The sequence below is a fragment of the Streptomyces sp. NPDC005393 genome (genome assembly GCF_040606675.1).
Lineage (GTDB): Bacteria > Actinomycetota > Actinomycetes > Streptomycetales > Streptomycetaceae > Streptomyces.
The window spans coordinates 114910-135789 of record NZ_JBEXFG010000003.1 but is presented as its reverse complement, the minus strand read 5'-3'; the positions used below and the strand labels follow the sequence as shown (position 1 = coordinate 135789).

Annotated in this window: 16 protein-coding genes, 2 pseudogenes and 1 riboswitch; of the genes and pseudogenes, 9 read left to right on the top strand and 9 right to left on the bottom strand. The window is 71.4% G+C overall.

Features of this window, described 5'->3' with window-relative positions; genetic code table 11:
- The first annotated feature begins 85 nt into the window (after positions 1–85).
- From ABZS71_RS05095 to fxsT, 3 genes are read left to right on the top strand one after another with little or no spacing between them, the layout of a single operon-like run.
- The gene (locus tag ABZS71_RS05095) at positions 86–1579 is read left to right on the top strand and encodes a hypothetical protein (protein WP_356207679.1); all 1494 of its coding nucleotides are present in this window, start codon (positions 86–88) and stop codon (positions 1577–1579) included.
- Complete coding sequence (locus tag ABZS71_RS05090) at positions 1576–2748, top strand: MoxR family ATPase (RefSeq protein WP_356207677.1); 1173 nt, start codon at positions 1576–1578, stop codon at positions 2746–2748. The genes ABZS71_RS05095 and ABZS71_RS05090 overlap by 4 nt, the downstream gene beginning before the upstream one ends.
- A complete protein-coding gene (gene fxsT / locus ABZS71_RS05085) occupies positions 2745–7103 on the top strand; it encodes an FxSxx-COOH system tetratricopeptide repeat protein (protein WP_356207676.1) in 4359 nt (1452 codons plus the stop codon). Before ABZS71_RS05090 ends, fxsT begins: the two co-directional genes overlap by 4 nt.
- Before the next feature lie 16 nt (positions 7104–7119).
- On the opposite strand, the gene ABZS71_RS05080 is transcribed toward fxsT, so the two are convergent.
- The 3 genes from ABZS71_RS05080 to ABZS71_RS05070 all read right to left on the bottom strand — a co-directional run bounded on the left by ABZS71_RS05080 (position 7120) and on the right by ABZS71_RS05070 (position 10065).
- Positions 7120–8928, bottom strand: coding sequence for an HEXXH motif domain-containing protein (locus ABZS71_RS05080; RefSeq protein WP_356207674.1), 1809 nt, complete (start codon positions 8926–8928; stop codon positions 7120–7122).
- A gap of 71 nt (positions 8929–8999) precedes the next feature.
- Positions 9000–9173 (bottom strand): hypothetical protein, encoded by a 174-nt coding sequence (locus tag ABZS71_RS05075; RefSeq protein ID WP_356207882.1) that lies wholly within the window; start codon positions 9171–9173, stop codon positions 9000–9002.
- A gap of 160 nt (positions 9174–9333) precedes the next feature.
- On the bottom strand, positions 9334–10065 hold the full coding sequence (locus tag ABZS71_RS05070; protein WP_356207673.1) for a DUF4232 domain-containing protein: 732 nt from the start codon (positions 10063–10065) through the stop codon (positions 9334–9336).
- A 287-nt stretch (positions 10066–10352) separates the two neighbouring features.
- A riboswitch (cyclic di-AMP (ydaO/yuaA leader) is annotated at positions 10353–10529 on the top strand.
- 5 nt (positions 10530–10534) lie between these two features.
- Between ABZS71_RS05070 and ABZS71_RS05065 the strand changes: the two genes are divergently transcribed.
- Positions 10535–11800 carry a transglycosylase family protein gene (locus tag ABZS71_RS05065; RefSeq protein WP_356207671.1) on the top strand — a complete coding sequence of 422 codons (1266 nt, stop codon included), beginning with the start codon at positions 10535–10537 and terminating at the stop codon, positions 11798–11800.
- 71 nt (positions 11801–11871) lie between these two features.
- On the opposite strand, the gene ABZS71_RS05060 is transcribed toward ABZS71_RS05065, so the two are convergent.
- On the bottom strand, positions 11872–12141 hold the full coding sequence (locus ABZS71_RS05060) for a DUF1876 domain-containing protein (protein WP_355858920.1): 270 nt from the start codon (positions 12139–12141) through the stop codon (positions 11872–11874).
- Positions 12142–12194: 53 nt separating this feature from the next.
- Positions 12195–12821 (bottom strand): annotated as a pseudogene (locus tag ABZS71_RS05055) (phosphoribosyltransferase family protein); the annotation flags it as partial.
- Positions 12822–12973: 152 nt separating this feature from the next.
- On the opposite strand from ABZS71_RS05055, the gene ABZS71_RS05050 reads away from it, so the two are divergent.
- Entirely contained in the window at positions 12974–13213 is a 240-nt protein-coding gene (locus tag ABZS71_RS05050; RefSeq protein ID WP_355858917.1) for a hypothetical protein, read from the top strand.
- Positions 13210–13968 carry a DUF72 domain-containing protein gene (locus ABZS71_RS05045; protein ID WP_356207670.1) on the top strand — a complete coding sequence of 253 codons (759 nt, stop codon included), beginning with the start codon at positions 13210–13212 and terminating at the stop codon, positions 13966–13968. Before ABZS71_RS05050 ends, ABZS71_RS05045 begins: the two co-directional genes overlap by 4 nt.
- Before the next feature lie 6 nt (positions 13969–13974).
- On the opposite strand, the gene ABZS71_RS05040 is transcribed toward ABZS71_RS05045, so the two are convergent.
- The 4 genes and pseudogenes from ABZS71_RS05040 to ABZS71_RS05025 all read right to left on the bottom strand — a co-directional run.
- On the bottom strand, positions 13975–14799 hold the full coding sequence (locus ABZS71_RS05040) for a carbohydrate ABC transporter permease (RefSeq protein WP_356207668.1): 825 nt from the start codon (positions 14797–14799) through the stop codon (positions 13975–13977).
- Complete coding sequence (locus ABZS71_RS05035; RefSeq protein WP_356207666.1) at positions 14796–15710, bottom strand: sugar ABC transporter permease; 915 nt, start codon at positions 15708–15710, stop codon at positions 14796–14798. Before ABZS71_RS05035 ends, ABZS71_RS05040 begins: the two co-directional genes overlap by 4 nt.
- Entirely contained in the window at positions 15707–17137 is a 1431-nt protein-coding gene (locus tag ABZS71_RS05030; RefSeq protein ID WP_356207665.1) for an extracellular solute-binding protein, read from the bottom strand. Before ABZS71_RS05030 ends, ABZS71_RS05035 begins: the two co-directional genes overlap by 4 nt.
- Before the next feature lie 40 nt (positions 17138–17177).
- Positions 17178–17444: pseudogene (locus tag ABZS71_RS05025) on the bottom strand (carbohydrate kinase family protein); the annotation flags it as partial.
- Positions 17445–17667: 223 nt separating this feature from the next.
- Here ABZS71_RS05025 and ABZS71_RS05020 point away from each other — a divergent pair.
- The 3 genes from ABZS71_RS05020 (at position 17668) to ABZS71_RS05010 (ending at position 20820) form a co-directional block, all read left to right on the top strand.
- Positions 17668–18429: a DeoR/GlpR family DNA-binding transcription regulator gene (locus ABZS71_RS05020; protein WP_356207663.1), complete on the top strand. Its 762-nt coding sequence runs from the start codon at positions 17668–17670 to the stop codon at positions 18427–18429.
- Positions 18426–19778 carry a 6-phospho-beta-glucosidase gene (locus ABZS71_RS05015; protein ID WP_356207661.1) on the top strand — a complete coding sequence of 451 codons (1353 nt, stop codon included), beginning with the start codon at positions 18426–18428 and terminating at the stop codon, positions 19776–19778. The genes ABZS71_RS05020 and ABZS71_RS05015 overlap by 4 nt, the downstream gene beginning before the upstream one ends.
- Before the next feature lie 280 nt (positions 19779–20058).
- Positions 20059–20820, top strand: coding sequence for a DeoR/GlpR family DNA-binding transcription regulator (locus ABZS71_RS05010; RefSeq protein WP_355842726.1), 762 nt, complete (start codon positions 20059–20061; stop codon positions 20818–20820).
- Positions 20821–20880: the final 60 nt, after the last annotated feature.

Genomic DNA, 20880 nt, shown 5'->3' with positions numbered 1-20880 from the left:
CGGGGTGGCGCCCGTATGTGGCAGGGTCTCCGGCGGGATCATCGGCGGCGGGGACCGGTGATGCGGCCTCGGGGGAGGGCACGGCATGGCGCCCATGGGGGAAGGCGGCCTGACATCGCTCAGCACCCTGGTGACGGCGTTGAAGGAGTTCCGCTGTCTGACGGATCCGGAACCCCGTACGCTGTGTCTGGATCTGGTCGCCAGGGAGCTGGAGATGACGGCCGTCCCGGTGCGCGTCCACCGGGTGACCGACCACTTCCTGGTGGAGCTGGCCCGGGAGTGTCTGGACAATGTGCGGGTCATGCACGCGCTACGCGCGTCGCTGGCGGTGATGCAGGCGGACGCGGAGGCCATCAAGCGGCTCGATTCGGTCATGGAGCAGATGACGGCCCGTCCGGCGCTGCCCGTGACCGCCACCGCCGAGCTGCGGGCGCTGCTGGAGGAGCTGGAGATCGGGCAGTTGGCACAGCTGTGCCGCGCGGCGGCGGGCCCGCTGCGGGACGTCCCCCCGGTCAACGGCCCCTGGCACGCCTTCGAGGAGCTGAGCCGGATGAACGCGCCGCCCGGCGGGTTGCCGCCGGCGCTCGCCCTCGTGGAGTACCTCGCGGCCTCGGCACAGCCGCTGCGGAAGGCGGACGCGCTGCGCGTGTGGGCCGATGACCGGGCCCGGGAGCTGGGCCTGACCTCGCAGTTACGGTCGCTGCGGCAGCAGGTGGGCCACGCCGCCCCGGCCGGGCCCCTCGACGCCTACCTGGTCATACGGCTGCTGCCGCAGGAGGAGCCGGGGCGCTATGAGCTCTCGTCCTGGCGTCAGTACGACCCGACCGGCTGGCATCCGGTCCGCGGCCCGGTCACCCAGGTCACCTCGGCCACCGCGGAACGGGCCGTCCAGGAACTGGTGTACGCGGCGGCGGAGGAGTGGGACGACGCCCGGTGCATCTATGTGGAGTTCATGCTGGGCCAGGACGACCTGAACCTGCCGGTGCATCTGTGGCGTCTGGAGCTCGACAGCGAGCTGCCCACCCCGCTGTGCATGGACCATCCGGTGGTCGTACGGAGCCTGGAGAGAAGCCAGACCAGACGGTGGCACCGCTCGTGGAAGCAGCGCTGGCAGATCTTCGACGGCCAGCCCGGACGCTCCAAACAGCTGGTCGTCGACGGCCTGGATGCGGACAGTCCGCGCTCCGGCGACCCCGCCGCCCTGCTGGCCCGGCTCAAGGCGGATCCGTATGTGGTCGCGCTGATCCTGAACTCGCCCCCGGGCACCACCCCCGAGGGCACCTCCGAGGCCCTGGCCGCCTGGAGAGCGGGGGTTCCGCTGGTCGCCTGGGACGGCCGGCCGGCCCGGGACCCGGCGTTCGTCCAGCACCTGAGACAAAAACCGGCCGAGGCCAGCGGGGACCTGGCACGGCTCCGTGAAGCCGTGACAGAGTTGCGTCTGGACGCCCATACGATCGACTCCGCGGAGCGGGAGCATCACCCGGGGCAGCATGTGGTGCTCGTCTGGGACGACCCGACTCGTCCCGTGGAGCCGCAAGGGCGCTTGGCGGGGCCGGACGAGGGGGTGGGTGGTCGGTGAGCGACGCAGAGCCTGCACGACGGCACAACGGACGGGTCCACAACGACTCGGGGTCCGCGTCCAGTCCCCTGCCGTCCGGGATACCGCGCCCCTGGTGGATCTACCAGGGCACCGGCCGCCCGCTCCACGATGTGAGCCTGGAGGAAATCCTTCCGCCACCGCCGCCCTGGCGCACCTTCGGCGGGGTCTCGGCCTCCCCCGTGGACGGCGCCGCCGGCGCGTTACCGGACGGGGGCGACACGCCGGCCGAGCCCCCGGCGCCGCCGGAGGACGAGCAGGACGCCGCCCGGCGGCTGGGCGCCACCCCGCTGGGCATGCGGTCCGAGGCCGAGGAGGCCGATGTCGTCAACGCCGCGCTCATCCTGAGGCGCCCCCTTCTGGTGACAGGGCGCCCCGGGACCGGCAAGTCGACGCTGGCGTACCGGATCAGCCGCGAGTTGGGGCTCGGCCGGGTGCTGCGCTGGCCGATCACCACGCGTTCGACCCTGCAGTCCGGGCTTTACAGCTACGATGCCGTCGGCCGGGTGCACGCAGCCGCGGCCGACCAGGCGTCGGAGGGGGACTCACGCGATCCCGGACCGGAGGACATCGGCGACTTCCTCCAACTCGGAGCGCTGGGAACGGCGATGCTGCCGCACCGTCTGCCCCGCGTCCTGCTCATCGACGAATTCGACAAAAGCGATATCGATCTGCCCAATGACCTCCTCGACATCTTCGAGGCCGGCGAGTACTCCATCCCCGAGCTGGTGCGCATCCGCAGGCGCCGCCCGGCCGTATCGGTCCTCACCGACGACCCCGACCGCAGTACCGTCATCGCCTCGGGCCGGGTGCGCTGTCGTGCCTTCCCGGTCGTCGTCATCACCAGCAACGGCGAACGGGAGTTCCCGCCCGCCTTCCTGCGCCGCTGTCTCCAGCTCCGGCTGCCCGACCCGGACGCGGACCGGCTCGCCGCGATCGTGGCCGCCCATCTGGGGCGGGCCGACGATCCGCGCGCCCAGGAGCTCATCCAGATGTTCCTCGAGCGCAGCGAGCTCGAAGGAGGGCTCGCCGCCGACCAGTTGCTCAACGCGGTGTATCTGGTGACGTCCCTCTCCCATGTTCCGGGGCCCGAGTGGGAGGAGCTACTGCAGGCCGTCTGGCACCGGCTGGACGCAGCAGGCTCGACATGACACAGGACCCAGGCGGCAGGTCCCCCGGGCGCGGCCCTCGGGACCTCGACTGGCAGCAGATCGCCGATGCCTTATGGCTGGCCGTCTGCAAGGCCGAGACGGACCGCGGACCCCGTCGGCCGGATCCCGGCCCCCTCCCCGCGACACCGGAGGCGGACGCACCGCCGCCCGGCAACGTCCCGTCCGACGAACCGCCGCCGGAGAGCGACGACCACCAGGAGCGGGCGCCCGCCCCCGAGCGCACCGTCACGGCGCTTCGGCCCGCGCAGCTGGTCGGCGTGGTGGGCCAGCCCGGCGAGGCGGAGCCGGCCGGCGCCGCCGAGGTCGTCGCGCTCGCGCCGCGGCAGCCCGTCGCGGGCCCGCTGCTCCGCGAGCGCGCCCTGTCCCGGGCGCTGCGGCCTCTCAAGCGCACCTCGCCCTCGCCGGTGGAGCTGGAGGTCGACGAGGAGGCCACGGCCGAGCGGGCGGCGCGCGAGGGGCTGTGGATGCCCGCGTGCGTGCCCGTACGGGAGCGCTGGATGGACGCCGTCCTGGTGGTGGACTGCGGCAGTTCGATGGTGGTGTGGCGGCGGACGGCGGCGCAGCTGGTCACCGTGTTGCAACGCACGGGCGCCTTCCGGGATGTGCGGACGCACCGGCTGAACACCGACCATCCGTTAGGCGACGACCGGTCGCCGGTGGCCGGCATGGCGCCGCGCGGCAAACGGGTCGTCCTGGTGCTGACCGACGGCATCGGCGCGGCGTGGGGCGACGAGAGCGCCCAGCGCGCCCTGGCCCGCTGGGCCCGGCACGCGTCGGTCGCCGTGCTCCATGTGTTACGCCAGGGACGCTGGCACCACACCGGTCTGGTGCCGGAGCGGGTGCGGGTACGGGTCCCCGAGCCGGGTGCCCCCAATGGCACCTGGCGGCGGGCCGACGGCGGCGCGTGGCCCGGCGGCGAACCGCCGGTTCCGGTGCTGAAGCTCGACGCGCGGTGGATGGCCAACTGGGCGCAGCTGGTGGCCCGGCCGCCGGTGCGGGGCCAGGACACGCTGGCGCTGCTGCCCGGCATGCCGGCCGAGCGCTGGGACCCCGAACCGGAACCCAGCGCCTGGGACCGCGTCTTCCGGTTCCGCGCCACCGCCTCGCCGAGCGCCTTCCGGCTCGCCTCCCGGCTCGCGGCGGCCCCGTTGAACATTCCCGTGATGGAGTTCGTGCAGGGCATCCACCAGCCGGCGGGCAGCCCCGGCGATCTGGCCGAAATCCTGCTGGGCGGGCTGCTGCGCAAGGTCGGGACCGCCGACCCCATGGACGAGACGGGCATCGGCTACGAGTTCCACAGCGGGGTGCGGGAACTGCTGCTGTCCGCCGGGATGCGGGACGAGTCGCTGTACATCCTGGGCAGCGTCCTCGACCGGCTGGGCCGCCGCTGGAAACCCCTGCTGATGCTGCGGGATCTGCTCAACCACCCCACGGGGTCGGTGCGGGATCTGCCGAGGACCGAGCGGCTGATGCCGTACATCCGGCTTCAGGAGCAGGTCTACCAGGCGCTGTCGGGCCCGTATCTCGAAGGCGCGCGCTCCTTTCGCGCCCTTGTCCTCGCGCATCAGGCGCTCGCCCGCTCGGGGGAAAGCCCAGCCGATCCAGTTGAAGACGCATCACACAGGGGAAAATATGAGGTCTCTGAGGCGGTTGCCGTGACTGACTCCATGACTCCCCGTACCGACCCGCTGTCCCCAGCCGACGATTCACCATCCCCGCCGGCGCACGGCACGCCGGGCTCGGCGGGAGAGCATCCGAGAGGAACCTTCGTGTCCGTGACCGCTGCCCGGTCCCTGCCCGCCGTGGAGGAGCGCCGGGCCGGGGATCCCCCGGCCATCTGGGGCAACGTGCCGCCCCGGAACAACAACTTCACCGGACGGCAAGCGTTGCTCGACACTCTGCACGAGCGACTGAGCAGCGAGGGCACGGCCGCCGTACTCCCCGAGGCCCTGCACGGGCTCGGCGGGGTGGGCAAGTCACAGATCGCCCTGGAGTACGTGCATCAGCACGCCTCCGACTACGACGCGGTGTGGTGGATCCCGGCGGAGCGCCCGGAGCAGATCCGCCAGGCGCTGGTGCAGCTGGCCGACCGGTTGGGCCTGCAGGCGGGCATGGAGTCGAATGTCGCCGTGCCGAGTGTGCTGGACGCGCTGCGCACCGGCCGCCCCTGCCGTAACTGGCTTCTGATCTTCGACAACGCCGAGGAACTGGAGACGGTACGGCCGTTCTTCCCCGCGGGCGGACCGGGCCGCATCCTGGTCACCTCGCGGAACGCCCAGTGGTCGCGCGCCGCCCGCACCGTCGAAGTGGACGTCTTCGAGCGGGAGGAGAGCATCGAGCTGCTGCGGCGCCGGGGGCCGGAGCTGCCGCACGACCAGGCGGACCGGGTGGCCGAGGCCCTGGGCGATCTGCCGCTGGCCCTCGAGCAGGCGGCGGCGTGGCTCACCGAGACCGGTATGCCGGTCGACGAGTATCTGCATGTCTTCGAGGACGAGCGGGCCGATGTCAGCACCCGGCGCGCCGAATTGCTCGCGCAGGGCGTGCCGGTCGACTACCCCGAGCCGGTCGCGGCGGCCTGGAACATGTCACTGCGCCGGCTCGCGGAGCACCATCCGGGGGCTCTGCAACTGCTCCAGGTGTGCTCCTTCTTCGCCCCGGAGCCGATTTCCCGCCGGCTGTTCTCCGGGGTGCGGGGCGTCTCCCTCTCCCCCGAGCTCTCCGAGGTACTGCAGGACCCGATCAAGCTCGGTCATGCGATCCGGGAGATCAACCGCTATGCGCTGATCAAAATCAATCACCGGAACAACACGATCGAAATGCACCGGCTGGTGCAGGCGGTGCTGATCGGCCAGATGTCCCCGCAGCAGCAGGCGGACATGCGGCACAGCGCCCATGTGCTGCTCGCCTACGGCGACCCCAATGACGTCACCCCCGCCAACTGGCCGCGCTACGCCGATCTGCTCTCGCACGTCCGTGCGTCACGCGCGCTGGAGTGCGACGACAAATGGGTCCGGCAGATGGTGCGGAATCTGATCAGCTTCCTCTTCGTCTGGGGAGACCACCAGGGCGCCCGCGAGTTCGGCGGCCAGGTGGTGGAGAAGTGGCGGGAGTCGCTGGGCGAGGACAGCCTGGAGACGCTGTCGGCCTCCCGGACCCTCGGCCACGCCCTGAACGTGCTCGGCAACTACGAGGAGGCCCGGCAGCTCAACGCCCGCACCCTGGAGCTGCTGCGCCACCACCCCCAGGCGGGTGAGAACCACGAGGACACCATCGCGACCATGGGAGCGGTCGCCAACAGCGCCCGGCTCCGGGGGGACTACGCGGGCTCCGTCGAGCTGGAGCGGGACCGGTGGACCAGAGCCGTCCGCGTCTTCGGCGACGAGGACCCGTACACCCTGGGCGCCGCCATCGACTACGGACTGGCGCTGCGCGCGGTCGGGGAGTTCGCCCGCGCCCAGGAGATCCACCAGGCCGCCCGCGACACCTCCGCCATCGTCCTCGGCGAGGACTCACTGACCACGATCGCGCTGTCCACTCATCTGTCCAGCGACATCCGCGGCAACGGCCACTACATCAGCGCGTGCGCCATGCAGGAGGACACCGTCACGCGCGCCCGCCGCAACGTGCCGCAGAACGCGCCCGTGTTCGTGACGGCCATCCGCGCCCTGGCCGTCGCCCGTCGCAAGGCGGGCGACCACGAGGGGGCGATCGACCTCACCCGGCAGGTCCTTGACCGGTACCGGCTGCGCTATCTCGAGCCCAACCTCGACATCACGACGGCGGAGATGAACCTCTCCATGGACCTGCGTCAGAACGCGGATCTGGCCGCTGCCCGGGAGCTCGGCCAGAAGTCCCTGGACGACCTGCGGACCATCCTCGGCGCCCGGCACCCCTACACCTCGGGTGCGGCGACCAATCTGGCCGTCACACTCCGGCTGCTGGGGGAGACCGAGACGGCGCTGGCGCTCAACAAGGAGACGCTGCCGGTGTTCGTCGACACGCTCGGCGAGGACCACCCCTCGACCCTTTCCTGTGCCATCAACCTGGCCAGCGATCTGTACACGCTGGCGGACTACGAAGAGGCGAGCCGGCTGGACACCAAAAGCCTGGCCGCGTGCCGGGAGAAGCTGGGCGAGGACCATCCCACGACGCTCGCGTGCGCCGTCAATCTGTCGTCGGACCTGCGCGCCCTGGGCGAGACCCGGCCGGCCGAGGAGCTGCACAGCGACGCTCTGCGGCGCTTCCGCCAGGTGCTGACCGCCCGGCACCCCGCCACCATCGCGGCCGCTCGGGGCATCCGCGCGGACTGCGACCTGGAGGCGTACACCCACTGACGGAGCGCCCCGGCGCTCAGGGACGGCTCCCGATCCAGTGGGCGAGAGCCACCGGGTCGGGGCCACCGCCGTCCTCGGCGCGCAGCGCCCGGTGGACGCTGAGGACGACTTCCGGACAGCCGAGCAGCGCCTCCCTGGCCGGGCCCACGGGCAGCGTCAGGGCGAGCCCCGCCCATGCGGGGAGGTCGTCGGGGTGCGCCGCCAGCTGGTCGCGGTAGCCGCGCAGCGCGTCCTCGGTGTGCCCGGCGGCCCAGTCCACGTCCGCCTGGATCGGGGTCCCGGCGCCGCCGAGGGGATGCGCTTTCGGCTCCTCGCGCAGCCGGGCGAAGCCGGCCGGGTCCCGAAGCCGCAGCCGGATCAGGGCCGGGCGGGTGGCCACCGCCGTGCGGGCCGCGCGCAGCACCGTCGTGGGCAGGGCGCCCGGGGGTGGTTGGCCCAGTCGCCAGGCGTGGGCCCACTGGCCGATCCGGTCGCGGTCCGGGCGCAGGTGGTGCATACGGTAGAGCAGCCGGTGATCGAGGTTGACGCCGTCGGCGGTGCGCAGCGGACCCTCCGGCACGGGTTCGGCGAGCCAGTCGGCCAGGCTGTTCTCCAGCCCCCGCAGAAATCGGTCCCCCATCGGGGTCAGCTCCGCGTGGGCGCGCAGCGTCCGCAACCCGCGGGAGATCTGTGCACGCCGCAGGGCGAACTCGAAGTCCGCGGCACGGCCGATGGGTTCGGACGGTACGGCGTGCCGGCGGGCCTGCCAGAAAGCCGCGACGCCCAAAAAGGCGTACACCCCGTGCAGCAGCCCGCGCAGCGGGCGTGGATCCGCCCGCCACGGCGCGTAGTGGACCTCCTCCATGCCTCCGCGGAGCAAAGGGACCAAGTCCAGCAGCGCGCTGAGTTTGATGTGCTGGGCTTCATGGACCAGCGAAGCCGCGAGAGTGGCGGAGTCGGCCGGGGAGTTCAGCAGAACACAGCCATAGGCCTCGGGCGACGATGCGCTGAAAGGTTCCGCCCGAGCGGGGTAGCGGACCGGGACGACGGAGATCAGGCAGTCGGCGACACCGGCGGGATCCACGGTCGTCTGCTCCGCGACGAGCCGCCAGGCACTCCGGAAGTACTCCTGCCACTGTTGCGCCTCCGGTTCGCTCAGCCGCTCCGGAGGGGAGGGGCGCAGGAAGTCCCGGTACGGGTCGATGTCGTCCAGGTAGGGCGCGCAGGGGTGCTCCGGGTGCGGCCCGTGCAGGCGTCTCAGCGCATACCAGCCCTGGGCGTCCTGGGTGAGGTCGGAGGGCAGCGGCACCGTGTGCGAGCCGGCCAGCACGGCGCGGTCCTCTTCGCCGTCCGTGGAGATTTCCGCGATACGGGAATCGCATCCCGCCAGGTCGAGGAAGCCCAGCGCGGGGAGCATGATCCCGCCGTCGCGCACCGCGACCCGGATACGGAAGTCGATCTCCGCGAGCAGGGCCGCCGAGGCGGCCACGGTGTGCAGATGGCCCGTCTCCAGCCACAGCGGGACCTCTTCGGCCTCTTCCGCGATCCCCCGCAGCCTGCGCAGACAGCGGCTGAGCCATGCGCCGACCTGGGGGTGCAGCAGCAGGCGCTCCACGCTCGAGGGGCTGTGCCGCTCGGCCCGTATCAGCAGATTCCACGCCTCACGCGGCGCGGGCAGCGGCCCGGGAATCCGCGGATGGGCCGAGGCGATCTCGGTCAACGCGCGTAACAGCAGCATGAGTCGGCTGCGCTGGCCCGCCCTGAGCTCGGCGACCGCCGCCGCGTCCCCGGTGCCGTGCGCCAGTTGGTCGAAGCAGGCCGCGGACAGCCGGTGATGGGGGACCACCGGGGAGAGGGGGGTGCTTGGCGGCTGCGGACGGGACGTGAATGCCGCACCGCCGCCATGCCGGGAATCCCTCAACAGCCCGATTTGGTATCGGCCGAGGTCGCGCGCGTCGGCGGGGACTGTACGAGGTTGAGTAAGCGCTGGATCGCGAGGGCGAACTCCTGATTGCCGTCCAGTTCCTCAAGCGTCGCTCCCGAAAGGTCCAGCAGTTCCGTCTCGACCTCGGCCGCGACTCGCTCCATCACACCGTCCCCCTCCGGACGCTACACACCGGCTCATGTGAGGCATCCCCATGGTGACCTACCCCTATTGATTGCGAAAGGGTGAACACGGCCAGTCAGCGCCTGCCTTGTCAAGATTTTCGGACACTTCAGCGCGAGGGAGAGGGCGCCTTGGATGCCGGTGTCAGGTGCCCGTTCCGGATTGGACCGCCTCGACCTCGAAGACGCCTCCGCACACCCGGAAGGACCGCGCCGGCGCCTTCATCGCCCCGAAGGAATCCGGCGGATAGGCGCGGATCTCGGCGGGGGTGCGCCGGCACGGGGTGTCGGTCATGCCCTCGTTGAGCGTATGCAGGCTCGTGGAGGCGCTGCCGCCCGGCGGCAGGGAGACCGTCGAGTGCGTGGGGCCGCGCCGGGTGGCGGGGTCGCCGATCGCGGAGCCGGCGGAGTCGAGCAGCGAGACGCCGGGGAACCCGGTGAGGGTGCAGGTCGAGGTGCCCTTGTTGGTGAGGACCAGGGGCAGATACACATTCCCGGCGCCCACATCCATCCGCCCGACCGTCAGCGTCAACTGCTCCTTGGAGCAGATCCGGCGCGCGCCGGAGGCGGCGGCGGGCGCCGACGAGGAGGCATGCGAGGGGGAGGTGTGCGCCGAGGCCGTGGGGGGCTTCGCGCTGTGCGACACGGGCCGTTCGCTCCGCGGAGTGGTGCTTACGGACGATGTGGCCGTGTCGGAGGAGGTGGTCGCGGCGGACGAGGCGGCCGCGACGGATGAGGCGGGAGGCGAGGACGCCCCGTCCCCGGTGTCGCTGCCGCAGGCCGTGGCCGTGGCCAGCGCGCCGACGAGCAGCGCGCATAAGGCCAGTGGCCGAGGCGGCCGGGACCGTGGAGTCGTCGTGCCGTTCCGTTGCACCATGAGCGACCTCCCGAGGTCAGCCATCTGCCGGGTCACCGGCCGCGAGGGCGAGTGCCCCGATGCCTCCCGTCCATTCCCCCTTCGGGTCTCCCTTCCCCGCGTCGACGGCCTTATGTCTCCCGGTACATTGATCACATTATTGAGCCACTTCCCATTCCGGATTGTTCACCGCAAACAGTCTCGATGTCTTGTCGTGACCAAATCGATGTGATTACTGTTCGGCACCCGTCGCTTTCGCTGCACGGGTCTCCTTCGCCGGAGCGCCGAGTCCCGCCGTCGGCCGAGGGGGTGTGACGACGACCTGTCACGGCGGGAGCGGGGGAACCAGGTAGGCGCCGTACCGCGATCCGCGCGGCACGGCTTGGGGTGAAGACGCACGCCGCGGTGGAAAGCACCGTGTGCGGGTGGCCGGGCAACTCCAGCCCGAACCCGACAGCTCACCTCGCAGGCGTAGGAGAGGAAGAGCTCAATGGCTGCACGCGGACGTCACCGCCGGCCCCGGCCTCGTCGCGTCTCCCGCGCCTCGCTCGCGGTCACCGCGGGCGGCGCCGGGGTCGCCCTGCCGCTCATCGGCGTCGGCCAGGCGAACGCGGCCTCCGTCGGCACCTGGGACAACGTCGCGGAGTGCGAGTCCGCCAACAACTGGAGCATCAACACCGGGAACGGCTTCTACGGTGGGCTCCAGTTCACCCAGAGCACCTGGCAGGCGTACGGCGGCACCGCTCACGCCGCACGGGCCGACCTGGCCTCCAAGGCTCAGCAGATCGCGGTCGCGGAGAAGGTGCTCGCGAGCCAGGGGCCAACCGCCTGGCCCATCTGCTCGGTGAAGGCCGGCCTGACGCGCGGCGGCCCCGCCCCGGACACCTCCCCGGGCACCCCGGGATCCGGCACCCCGGGATCCGGCGGCCAGGGATCCGGCGGCCAGGGATCCGGCACACAGACCCCGAAGGCCGCCACCGAGGCGGCCCCCAAGGCCGCCCCGAGAGCCACCACCGAGGCGGCGCCGAAGGCCACCCCCAAGGCCACGGCGAAGGCTCTTCCGCAGTCCCCCTCATACACCGTCGCCCGCGGTGACACGCTCTCCAGGATCGCCGACGCGCAGAACGTCGCGGGCGGCTGGGAGGGGCTCTACGAGACCAACCGCCGGGTCATCGGCAGCGATCCGAATCTGATCCTGCCCGGTCAGCGGCTCGCCCTCGACACCCACGCCGACGCGCCCCGCACCACCCTCACCCAGCGCCCCCAGCAGCGCGGTGACCGGGAGCAGGCGCACACGAGCACGCCGCCGAAGCGGCAGACGGACACCGCCACCCGCTCGTCCTCGTCCTCGTCCTTCACCACCCCGGTCGGCAGCACCCTGGTGGGCACCCCGTACGGCGTATCCGGCAGCAGCTGGTCGAGCGGTCATCACACCGGCACCGACTTCCCCGTCCCCGTCGGCACCCAGGTGCGGGCCGTGGGCCCGGCGGAGGTGGTCGCGGCGGGCTGGGGCGGGGCATACGGCTATCAGGTGGTGCTCCGGCACTCCGACGGCATGTACACCCAGTACGCCCATATGTCGTCGCTGTCCGTCCAGGTGGGCCAGACGGTCGCCGGCGGCCGGCAGATAGGCCGGTCCGGTTCGACCGGCAACAGCACCGGTCCGCATGTGCACTTCGAGGTGCGCACCGACCCCGACTACGGCTCGGATGTCAATCCGCTCGCCTACCTCCGGTCGAAGGGCGTCCACATCTGAGCGGCGGCTGACCGGCGTCCGCGCAGCAGCGTTTGCCGCGGTGGGGCCACCGCGGCAGACGCTCCCTCTTCCTACATCGCCAGATGTGCCTTGGCGTGGGTGACTTCCTCGATGTCGCCACCCGCCTTGCCGATCAGCCGGTGGGCCAGATTGGTCAGCGCCCTCGCTGCCGCGATCTCCTCACCGACTCTCGGCTGTGCCGGGTCGTCCGGATTCCGGTTCGCGCGGCCCTGGGCCAGCATTTCCGTGCCGTCATGCATCCTGAGCCGAACGACCGCCTCGGTCAGCGGACCGATCTCACGGAATTCCATCTGTATGTCGCATCCCACGATCGTCTCCATCGCGATCACCTCCTGCGTTACCTTCCAGGATGCGCCTCTCCCGTCTCTCCAGTCGACCGGGACAGCAACTCCACCACCTCGGCGTCTCCCGTCTGGGAGAAGTCCTCGTACCACTCCCCCACCGCCGAGAAGTCCGTGGGCCTGGACAGGCACACCACCTCGTCCGCGTCCTCGCGCAGCGACGCGGCCGCGTCCGGCGGCGCCACCGGGACGGCCAGAACCACCCGGGCCGCCCCCTGGGCCCGCGCGACCCGGCAGGCGGCGCGTGCCGTAGCGCCGGTCGCGATCCCGTCGTCCACGACGATCACCGTGCGGCCCTCGACCGCGATCCGCGACCGGCCCCGGCGGAACCGCCGCGCCTGGCGGTCCAGCTCCACCTGCTCGGTCCGTTCCACCTCCGCGAGGTCCTCCGCGTCGGCCCGGCTCATCCGGATGATCGCCTCGTGGACGACACGGACACCGCCCTCCCCGATGGCGCCGAAGCCCAGCTCCCGGTGGAAGGGGACACCGAGCTTACGGACGATGATCACATCCAGCGGCGCCTCCAGCGCCCGGGCCACCTCAAAGGCCACCGGCACCCCGCCCCGTGGCAGCCCGAGCACCACGGGTTTCTCCTCGCCCAGGGGCCGCAGCCGCCCGGCGAGGCGCCGCCCGGCGTCCACACGGTCGGTGAAGATCATCGCTCACCCCCGGCACAAGGCTCTCTGCCGAATCCATCGGGTCCCCTACGGACCCATCCGAATCAATCCGAGAATGTCCCCGTCCGCAATCAGGCGGGCCCCGGCCGGCGCTCCCGACGCGCGGATGCGGACGGCTGCGGCACCCTGGAGGTATGGAGCACGCCACCAGCCCGGGCGCATCCGGATACCCCGTCTTCGTCGAATCATTCGAATCCGACAGCCGGTACCGACGGGTGCGGCTGCGGGGCCTCGGCTGTGAGCCGCTCGAGCGGGAGGAGTTCGAACCGCGCGTCCGGCAGGCCTTCCCCGGTATCGACCTGGACGACCCGGCACAGGTCCACTGGGCCGACCGGCCGGGGCAGTGGCCGCCCTGGCATCCGGGCGAAGCATGACCGTCCTGGTCGGCACGTCGGGGTGGCAGTACAAGGACTGGCGTGGCGACCTCTACCCGGCCGGCTGCCCGCAGCGGCTGTGGCTGGAGGAATACGCCCGTGCCTTCGCCACCGTCGAGAGCAACAACGCCTTCTACCGGCTGCCCGACCGCGATCAGTTCGCCGCCTGGCGCAAGCGCACCCCCGACGACTTCGTGATGGCGCTCAAGGCCAGCCGCTATCTCACCCATATCAAGCGGCTCCGCGACCCGAGCGAGCCGGTGGCGCGGCTGATGTCCCACGCAGAGGGCCTCGGCGACCGGCTGGGCCCCGTACTCCTGCAGCTGCCGCCGACCCTGCGGGCCGACGGCGAGCTGCTGGACGCCTGTCTGCGCTGCTTCCCCTCCGAGACCCGGGTGGCCGTCGAACCGCGCCACGCCTCGTGGTGGACCGATGAGATCCGCGCGGTGCTGGAGCGCCGCGCCGCCGCGCTCTGCTGGGCGGACCGGGACTCCCGCCCGGTCACGCCGCTGTGGCGGACCGCCGAGTGGGGCTACCTCCGCTTCCACGGCGGCCGCGCCCAGCCCGCGCCGCGCTACGGCCGACAGGCGCTCGCCACCTGGGCCCGCCGCGTCGATGACACCTGGCCGGCCGACGCCGATGTCTACGCGTACTTCAACAACGACACGGGCGGGGCGGCCGTCCACGACGCGGTCGCCCTCGCCCGCTCCATCTCCCGCCTCGGCCGCCCGGTCAGCCGCACACCGTCCCTCTAGGGAATCTCACTCCTTCACCGCTCCGCCCAGCATGCCCTCGATGAACCGGCGCTGGAGGGCCACATAGACGACCACCACCGGCAGCGCGATCAGCACCGACGCCGCCGCGAGCAAGGCCGCGTCCGAGCTGTGCCGGCCCTGGAAGAAGGCGAGGCCGAGGGGGACCGTGCGGTGGGCCTCGTCGCTGACCATGACCAGGGCCATCAGGAACTCGTTCCAGGTCCACATGAAGGTGATGACGACCATGGTGGAGATCGCCGGGCGGCCCATCGGGACCAGGACGCGCCACAGCGTGGTCCAGGTGTTCGCGCCGTCGAGGCGGGCCGCCTCGATCATCGCCCGTGCGCTGCCCCGGAAGTACGTACGCATCCAGAAGACGCCGAAGGCGAGGGACTGCGCGGTCTGCGGGAGGATCAACGCCCAGTAGGTGTCGGTGAGTCCGGCGTACCGCAGATCGAAGTAGAGCGGGACAACCAGGGCCTCCTGGGGCAGGGTCAGTCCGATCACGAAGAGGTAGAACAGCACCGTGGAGCCGGGGAAGCGCATCACGCCGAAGGCATAGGCGGCCAGGATGGCCAGGACGGTGGTGGCGGCGACCACAACCGCCGTGACCAGCGCCGAGTTGCCGAGATACGTGCCGAAGTGGCCGCGGCTCCAGGCGTCGGCGAAGTTGCTCCAGTGCAGACCGCCCTGGGGCAGCGAAAACCCGGTGTCCAGGGAGTTCTGCGAGCCGAAGGCGGTGGAGAGGATGCCGATGACCGGGGTGAGCGCGATGACCGAGAACAGGGCCAGGATGGCGTAGGTGACCGTGCGTTCGAGGCGTGTGGTCATGCCCGCCGCCCTTCCACGAGCCGGGAGACCGTGACAGTCAGGACGAAGATCAAGGCCGTGAGGGCCACGCCAACGGCGGCGGCCGAGCCGACCTGGTTGGTCTCGAAGGCCCGGTGGTAGACCTCGTAGGCGGGCACGGAGGTGGAGTTTCCGGGGCCGCCGCTGGTCGTGATGTAGATGAGGTCGAAGTTGCGCAGCCCCGCGACGATCGTCAGGGTCAGCGCCACCGCGATCTGCGGCCGCAGGCCCGGCAGGGTGATGGTGAGGAACTCCCTCACCGCCCCCGCGCCGTCCATCCGCGCCGCCTCGTACAGCTCGCGCGGGATGCGCTGGGCCCCGGCGAGGAAGAGGATCATGCACAGTCCGGTGCCGACCCAGGTGCCGACGACGCCGACGGCGGGCAGTGCCCAGGTGTAGTCGCCGAGCCAGGGGCGGGCGAGCCGGCCGAGGCCGACGGCGCGGAGGGTGTCGTTGAGCAGCCCGTCGGGGGCGAGGATGGCTCGCCAGGCCACGCCGACCACGATCAGCGCGAGGACCTGCGGCAGAAACAGCACCGTACGGAAGAACGTCATCCCGCGCACCCGGACCCGGGACATCACGGCGGCCAGCAGCAGACCGATGGCCACCGGCAGGGCCGAGTAGAAGACGAGCAGCACCAGCGCGTGCGCGAAGGGGGCGCGCAGGGTGGGGTCGCTGAACAGATCGCGGTAGTTGTCGAATCCGGCGGGGGTGGCGACCGTCAACCCGTCCCAGTGGACGAAGGACAGCCACACCGACTGGCCGAAGGGGTACAGCAGGAAGACGGCATAGAGGACAAGGGCGGGCAGGATGTAGAGATAGCCGACGGCGCGGGGCTCACCGGGCGCCTGCCGCCGATAGCCGCTCGTCAGCGCGGTCAGGGAGCGCTTCATTTCGCCCCCGCCGGTGCGGTCTTCGCCGCGTGGCGCTCACGCTGTCGCGCCATGAAGGCGCCGTAGTCCTTCTGCAGGGTCGCGGCCAGCTTCTTGGGCGGGGTCTTGCCGCTGACGACGCCCTGGAGCGCGGCCGAGAGCGTGTCGTAGAAGGTGGGGGTGGAGTAGTCCAGATACGGGACGAGTCCATCGGCGGCGCTCAGCCGCCTCCAGCCCGCGATCATCTGGCCGTCGACGGTGTCCGGCTTCACCCGCGCCGCGGCCGCTCCGGGCACCGCGGGGAGCACCCCGTGCTCGGTCATGACGTCCGCCGCGTGCGCGCCTGTGAGGAAGTCCAGATAGGCGGCGGCCACCTCGGGGTGGGTGGAGCGGGAGGTGACGGACCAGGCGAGGCCCTGGCCGCCGGTGGTTACGGGGTCGCCGCCGGCCTTCGCGGGCGGCGGGGGCATGATCCCCAGCTTGTCGCCCATGGACTTCTTGAGGTCGGTCAGCTCCCAGATGCCGGTCATCAGATACGCGCCGTCGCCGGAGGCGAACCTCTTGGCCGCGTCGTCGTAGCCGAGCCCGTTGGCGCCCTTGGGGAGATAGCCGCGCCGCGTCCAGTCAGTGAGGGTCGCCGCGGCGTCCTGGGTGGCGGCGTTGTCGAAGCCGTCACCGCGGCCGAGCACGGTGTCGCGGGTGCGGGCGGCGGCAAGCTGGTCCTGGAGCACCCCGAAGGTGTGGATGGCCGGGTACTTGTCGAGGTTGCCGAACTGGATGGGCAGCTCGCCGCGGTCCTTGAGGCGGGCCAGGCCCTCGGTGAACTCGCCCCAGGTCTTCGGGGGCGTCAGGCCCGCCTTCTTCAGCAGGTCCTTGTTGTAGAAGAGCCCGATGTACTCACCGGTCTGGGAGATGCCGTAGAGCCGCCCCCTGCCGAAGTCGGTGCCGTCGGCGGAGACCCGGTTCAGATTGAGCAGGGTGTTCGGGTAGCGGGTGTTCCAGTCGTATATCCCGGCGTAGTTGTCGAGCGGGGCGAGCAGCCCGGCCTGGACGAAGGCGACCATGTCCGGATAGCCCTGGTTGGCCTGGATGACGTCCGGTGGGTTGTTGCCGGAGACGGCGAGCTTCAGCGTGGTCTTGAGATCGGTGAAGCTGCGCGCGACCCGCTTGATCCGCACATGGGGGTACTTCTTCTCGAACTCCTTGTTCAGCTGCTGTATTTCGCCGTTGGTCCCGCCGCGGATCTCCTGGTCCCATACGGTCAGCGTGGTCTTCCCGGCTTTCGCCGGATCCGGTACGGCGGTGGCCGCGCCGGTCCCGGGACCGGCGGCCCCCGAGCCGTCGGTGCCGGGGACGCAGCCCGCGGCGAGCAGGGCGAGCCCGATGGCGAGCGCGGCCGGTACGGCTCTGCCATGCGGCCGGCGCGCCCGGATACAGGGGAATCCCATGGAGTTCTCCTCCAGTCGGTGATCGGCACCGGCGGGCACGTCATTCGCCCCGGAAGCCGATGGTGGGCAGGGCGCGCGGCCGCGGCCAGTCGCGCACTGTGGCCGGTATCAGCCCGGTCGGGAAGTGGTGGCGGCGGGCGAGCGCGGCGGCGTCCGCCCCGCCGCCGGCCGACCGCTCCGTACGGTTCCACCACGCGGCCGCCTCCGCCCAGCCGGGCGCGGCCGGCGAGCCGCCGAAACGCTGTACCGAGAGGGCGGCGGTGAGGTTGGCGAAGGCGAGCCGGTCGGCCGGCGGCCACCCGGCGAGGCCGGTGAGATAGACGTCGTGCTCGGGGTCCGCGGGGGCGCGCGGCGCCGCGAGCGGGTCGATCGGTTGGACCGGATCGGGTGGTGCGGCCGTGGTGCTCACCGACGTGCCTTTCCTTGTTCGCCATGGCGTGGAGTGAGCGACACCATGCACCTCACGCACGCCTTATGCAAGAGATCGGTCAGAGTCGCGCAAACTCGCTCACCTGGAGTACGTTGCCACCATGCTGCGAGAGACCCGCCACGAGAAGCTGCTGAGCATCCTCGGTGAAGAGGGCGTGCTGCCGATCGGGGAGATCGCCAAGCGCCTGGGGATCAGCGCGGCCACGGCCCGCCGGGACATCACCGAGCTGGGCCGGGCCGGCCGGCTCACCCGGGTCTACGGCGGCGCGGTGGCCGCCCCCAACCCGGACGAGGAGCGCCCGTTCAGCGAGGTGGAGGTCGACGACCTGGCCGAGAAGGAGGCCGTCGCCCACCGCGCCGCCGAGCTGGTCGCGGACGGCGACGTGCTGCTGCTGGACATCGGCACCACCACCCTTCAGCTCGCCAAGCTGCTGCGCGGCCGTCCGGTCACCGTCGTGACCAGCAATCTCGCGATCTACGACGAGCTGCGCGACGACCCCCAGGTGACGCTGATCCTGCTCGGCGGCCAGGTGCGCGCCAACTACCGGTCGGTGGTCGGGTTTCTCACCGAGTCCAACATCCGGCAGCTGCACGTCGGCCGGCTGTTCCTGGGTGCGAGCGGTGTGCTGCCCGACGGCAGCGTGCTGGACAGCACGCATGTGGAGGTGCCGGTGAAGCGGGCCATGCTCGGCTCGTCCCGGGAGGTGGTGCTGCTGGTCACCGCGGGCAAGTTTCCCGGGGACACCGGCCTCGCCCGGATCTGCGGACCGCAGCAGATCGACACCCTGATCACCAACAAGACATCCGACCCGGCGACGCTCGCCGTGTTCCGGGAGGCCGATGTGGAGGTAGTGACCGTATGAGGCTGACTGTGCTGGGCGGCGGCGGGTTCCGTATGCCCCTGGTGTACCGGGCCCTGCTCGACGACACCGGGGACGACGCCGGGCGCCGCATCGAGCTGGTGCTGTACGACACCGACCGGCGCCGGCTCGACGCGATCGGCGCGGTCCTGGCCGAGCAGGCGGAGGGCCATCCCGCCGCCCCCGCGGTCCGGGCCACCACCGACCTCGATGACGCGCTGCGCGGCGCCGACTTCATCTTCTCCGCCATCCGCGTCGGCGGTCTGGAGGGCCGGGCGAACGACGAGCGCGTTCCGCTGGGCGAGGGCGTGCTCGGGCAGGAGACCGTCGGCGCGGGCGGGGTGCTCTACGGGCTGCGCACCCTGCCGGTGGCCGTACGGATCGCCGAGCGGATCGCCGCCGTGGCCCCGGACGCCTGGGTCATCAACTTCACCAACCCGGCGGGCATGGTCACCGAGGCGATGCAGCGGGTCCTCGGCGACCGGGTGATCGGCATCTGCGACTCACCGGTCGGGCTGTGCCGCCGCGCCGCGCGGGCGCTCGGCGCCGATCCGGGCCGGGCCTCTTACGACTATGTCGGCCTCAACCACCTCGGCTGGCTGCGCGGGTTGATCGTGGACGGGCGGGACCGGATGCCCGAACTGCTCGGCGACGCCGCCGCGCTGGAGTCCTTCGAGGAGGGCAAGCTGTTCGGGGCGGAGTGGCTCCAGGCGCTCGGCGCGCTGCCCAACGAGTATCTGCACTACTACTACTTCAACCGCGAGGCGGTGGCCTCCATCCGGCAGGCGCCGGCCACCCGTGGCGAGTTCCTCCGCGAACAGCAGGCCCACTTCTACGAGACGGCGCGCTCAGGCGCCACCGGGGCGCTCACCGCCTGGGAGCGGACCCGGCTGGAGCGCGAGGCGACGTACATGGCCGAGAGCCGTGAGGCCACCGGCGGCTGGGAGCGCGACTCCTGCGATCTGGACGGCGGCGGCTACGACCGGATCGCGCTGGCCATCATGCGGGCCATCGCCCGCGATGAGCGCGCCACGCTGATCCTCAATGTCCGCAACCGCACGGCCGTCCCCGGTCTCGACGCCGACGCCGTGGTGGAGGTGCCCGCTCTGGTGGACGCGGGCGGGGCGCGCCCGCTGGCCGTCGGCGCGGTGGCACCGGACCAGCTCGGGCTGATGCTGTCGCTGAAGGCCGTGGAGCGCTCGACCATCGAGGCGGCCATGACCGAGGCGGGCACCCGTACGGGCAGCGCCCGCGGCGCGGCCCTGCGGGCGCTCGCACTCCATCCGCTGGTGGATTCGGTCAACGTCGCGGGCCGGATTCTCGACGCCTCGGGGGCGCTGGCGCGTCTTTGACCCATGTCCGAACGGGCATTCACCAGCCCCTGGACGCGCCCGGTCGGGCCCCGCTTACGCCCTCTTGACGAAAACGGGCGGGAAACGGGCCCACCGGGTGCGCAATCAGCCATCCGCCATTCTCACCCCTTGGGTCTTTACCCGCACTGACCTGCCGAGATAACGTTCGCGAAACGGGCGCATACGGTCACGATCTCCTCTGTGCCAAGCCTGGCCTTGAGGTTGCGTGCTTGTAAAACTTCCACGCAAGCCCGAAGACCGAGGTGGCAGGAGGTGCGGTGTGGACGCGGAGGAACGCCGTCGGGAGATCCTTGACATGGCTCGCCGGGCCGGCGTCGTCGACGTCGGCAAACTCGCCGCCGACCTCGGGGTGTCCAAGGAGACGGTGCGCCGCGATCTGCGGGTGCTGGAGCAGCACGGTCTGGTACGGCGTACCCACGGCGGCGCGTATCCGGTGGAGAGCGCCGGCTTCGAGACCACCCTCGCCTTCCGCACCACCATGCATGTCCCGGAGAAGTCGCGGATCGCCACCGCGACGGCCGATCTCCTGGGCGACGCCGAGACGGTCTTCATCGACGAGGGATTCACCCCCCAGCTGATCGCGGAGGCCCTGCCCCGGGACCGGCCGCTCACCGTGATCACCGCCTCCCTCACGACCGCGGGCGGTCTCGCCACCCGTGAGAACACCACCGTGCTGCTCCTCGGCGGCCGGGTCCGCGGCGGCACCATGGCCACCGTCGACCACTGGGCGACGCATATGCTCTCCGGCTTCGTCATCGACCTGGCCTTCATCGGTGCCAACGGCATCTCCCGCCAGTACGGCCTCACCACCCCGGATCCGGCGGTCAGCGAGGTCAAGAAGCAGGTCGTGCGGGTGTCCCGGCGGAAGATCTTCTCCGGGGTGCACACCAAATTCGGGGCCGTCAGCTTCTGCCGGTTCGCGGATGTGTCCGACTTCGAAACGATCGTGACCGATACCGGACTCCCGCTGACCGAGGCGCATCGCTACTCACTGCTGGGTCCGCAGATCATCCGTGTCTGACGGGTCTCACGCCGCCTTTCCGCTCTGTATTTCTTTCCCCACGTCCCTTCGATTGGACTC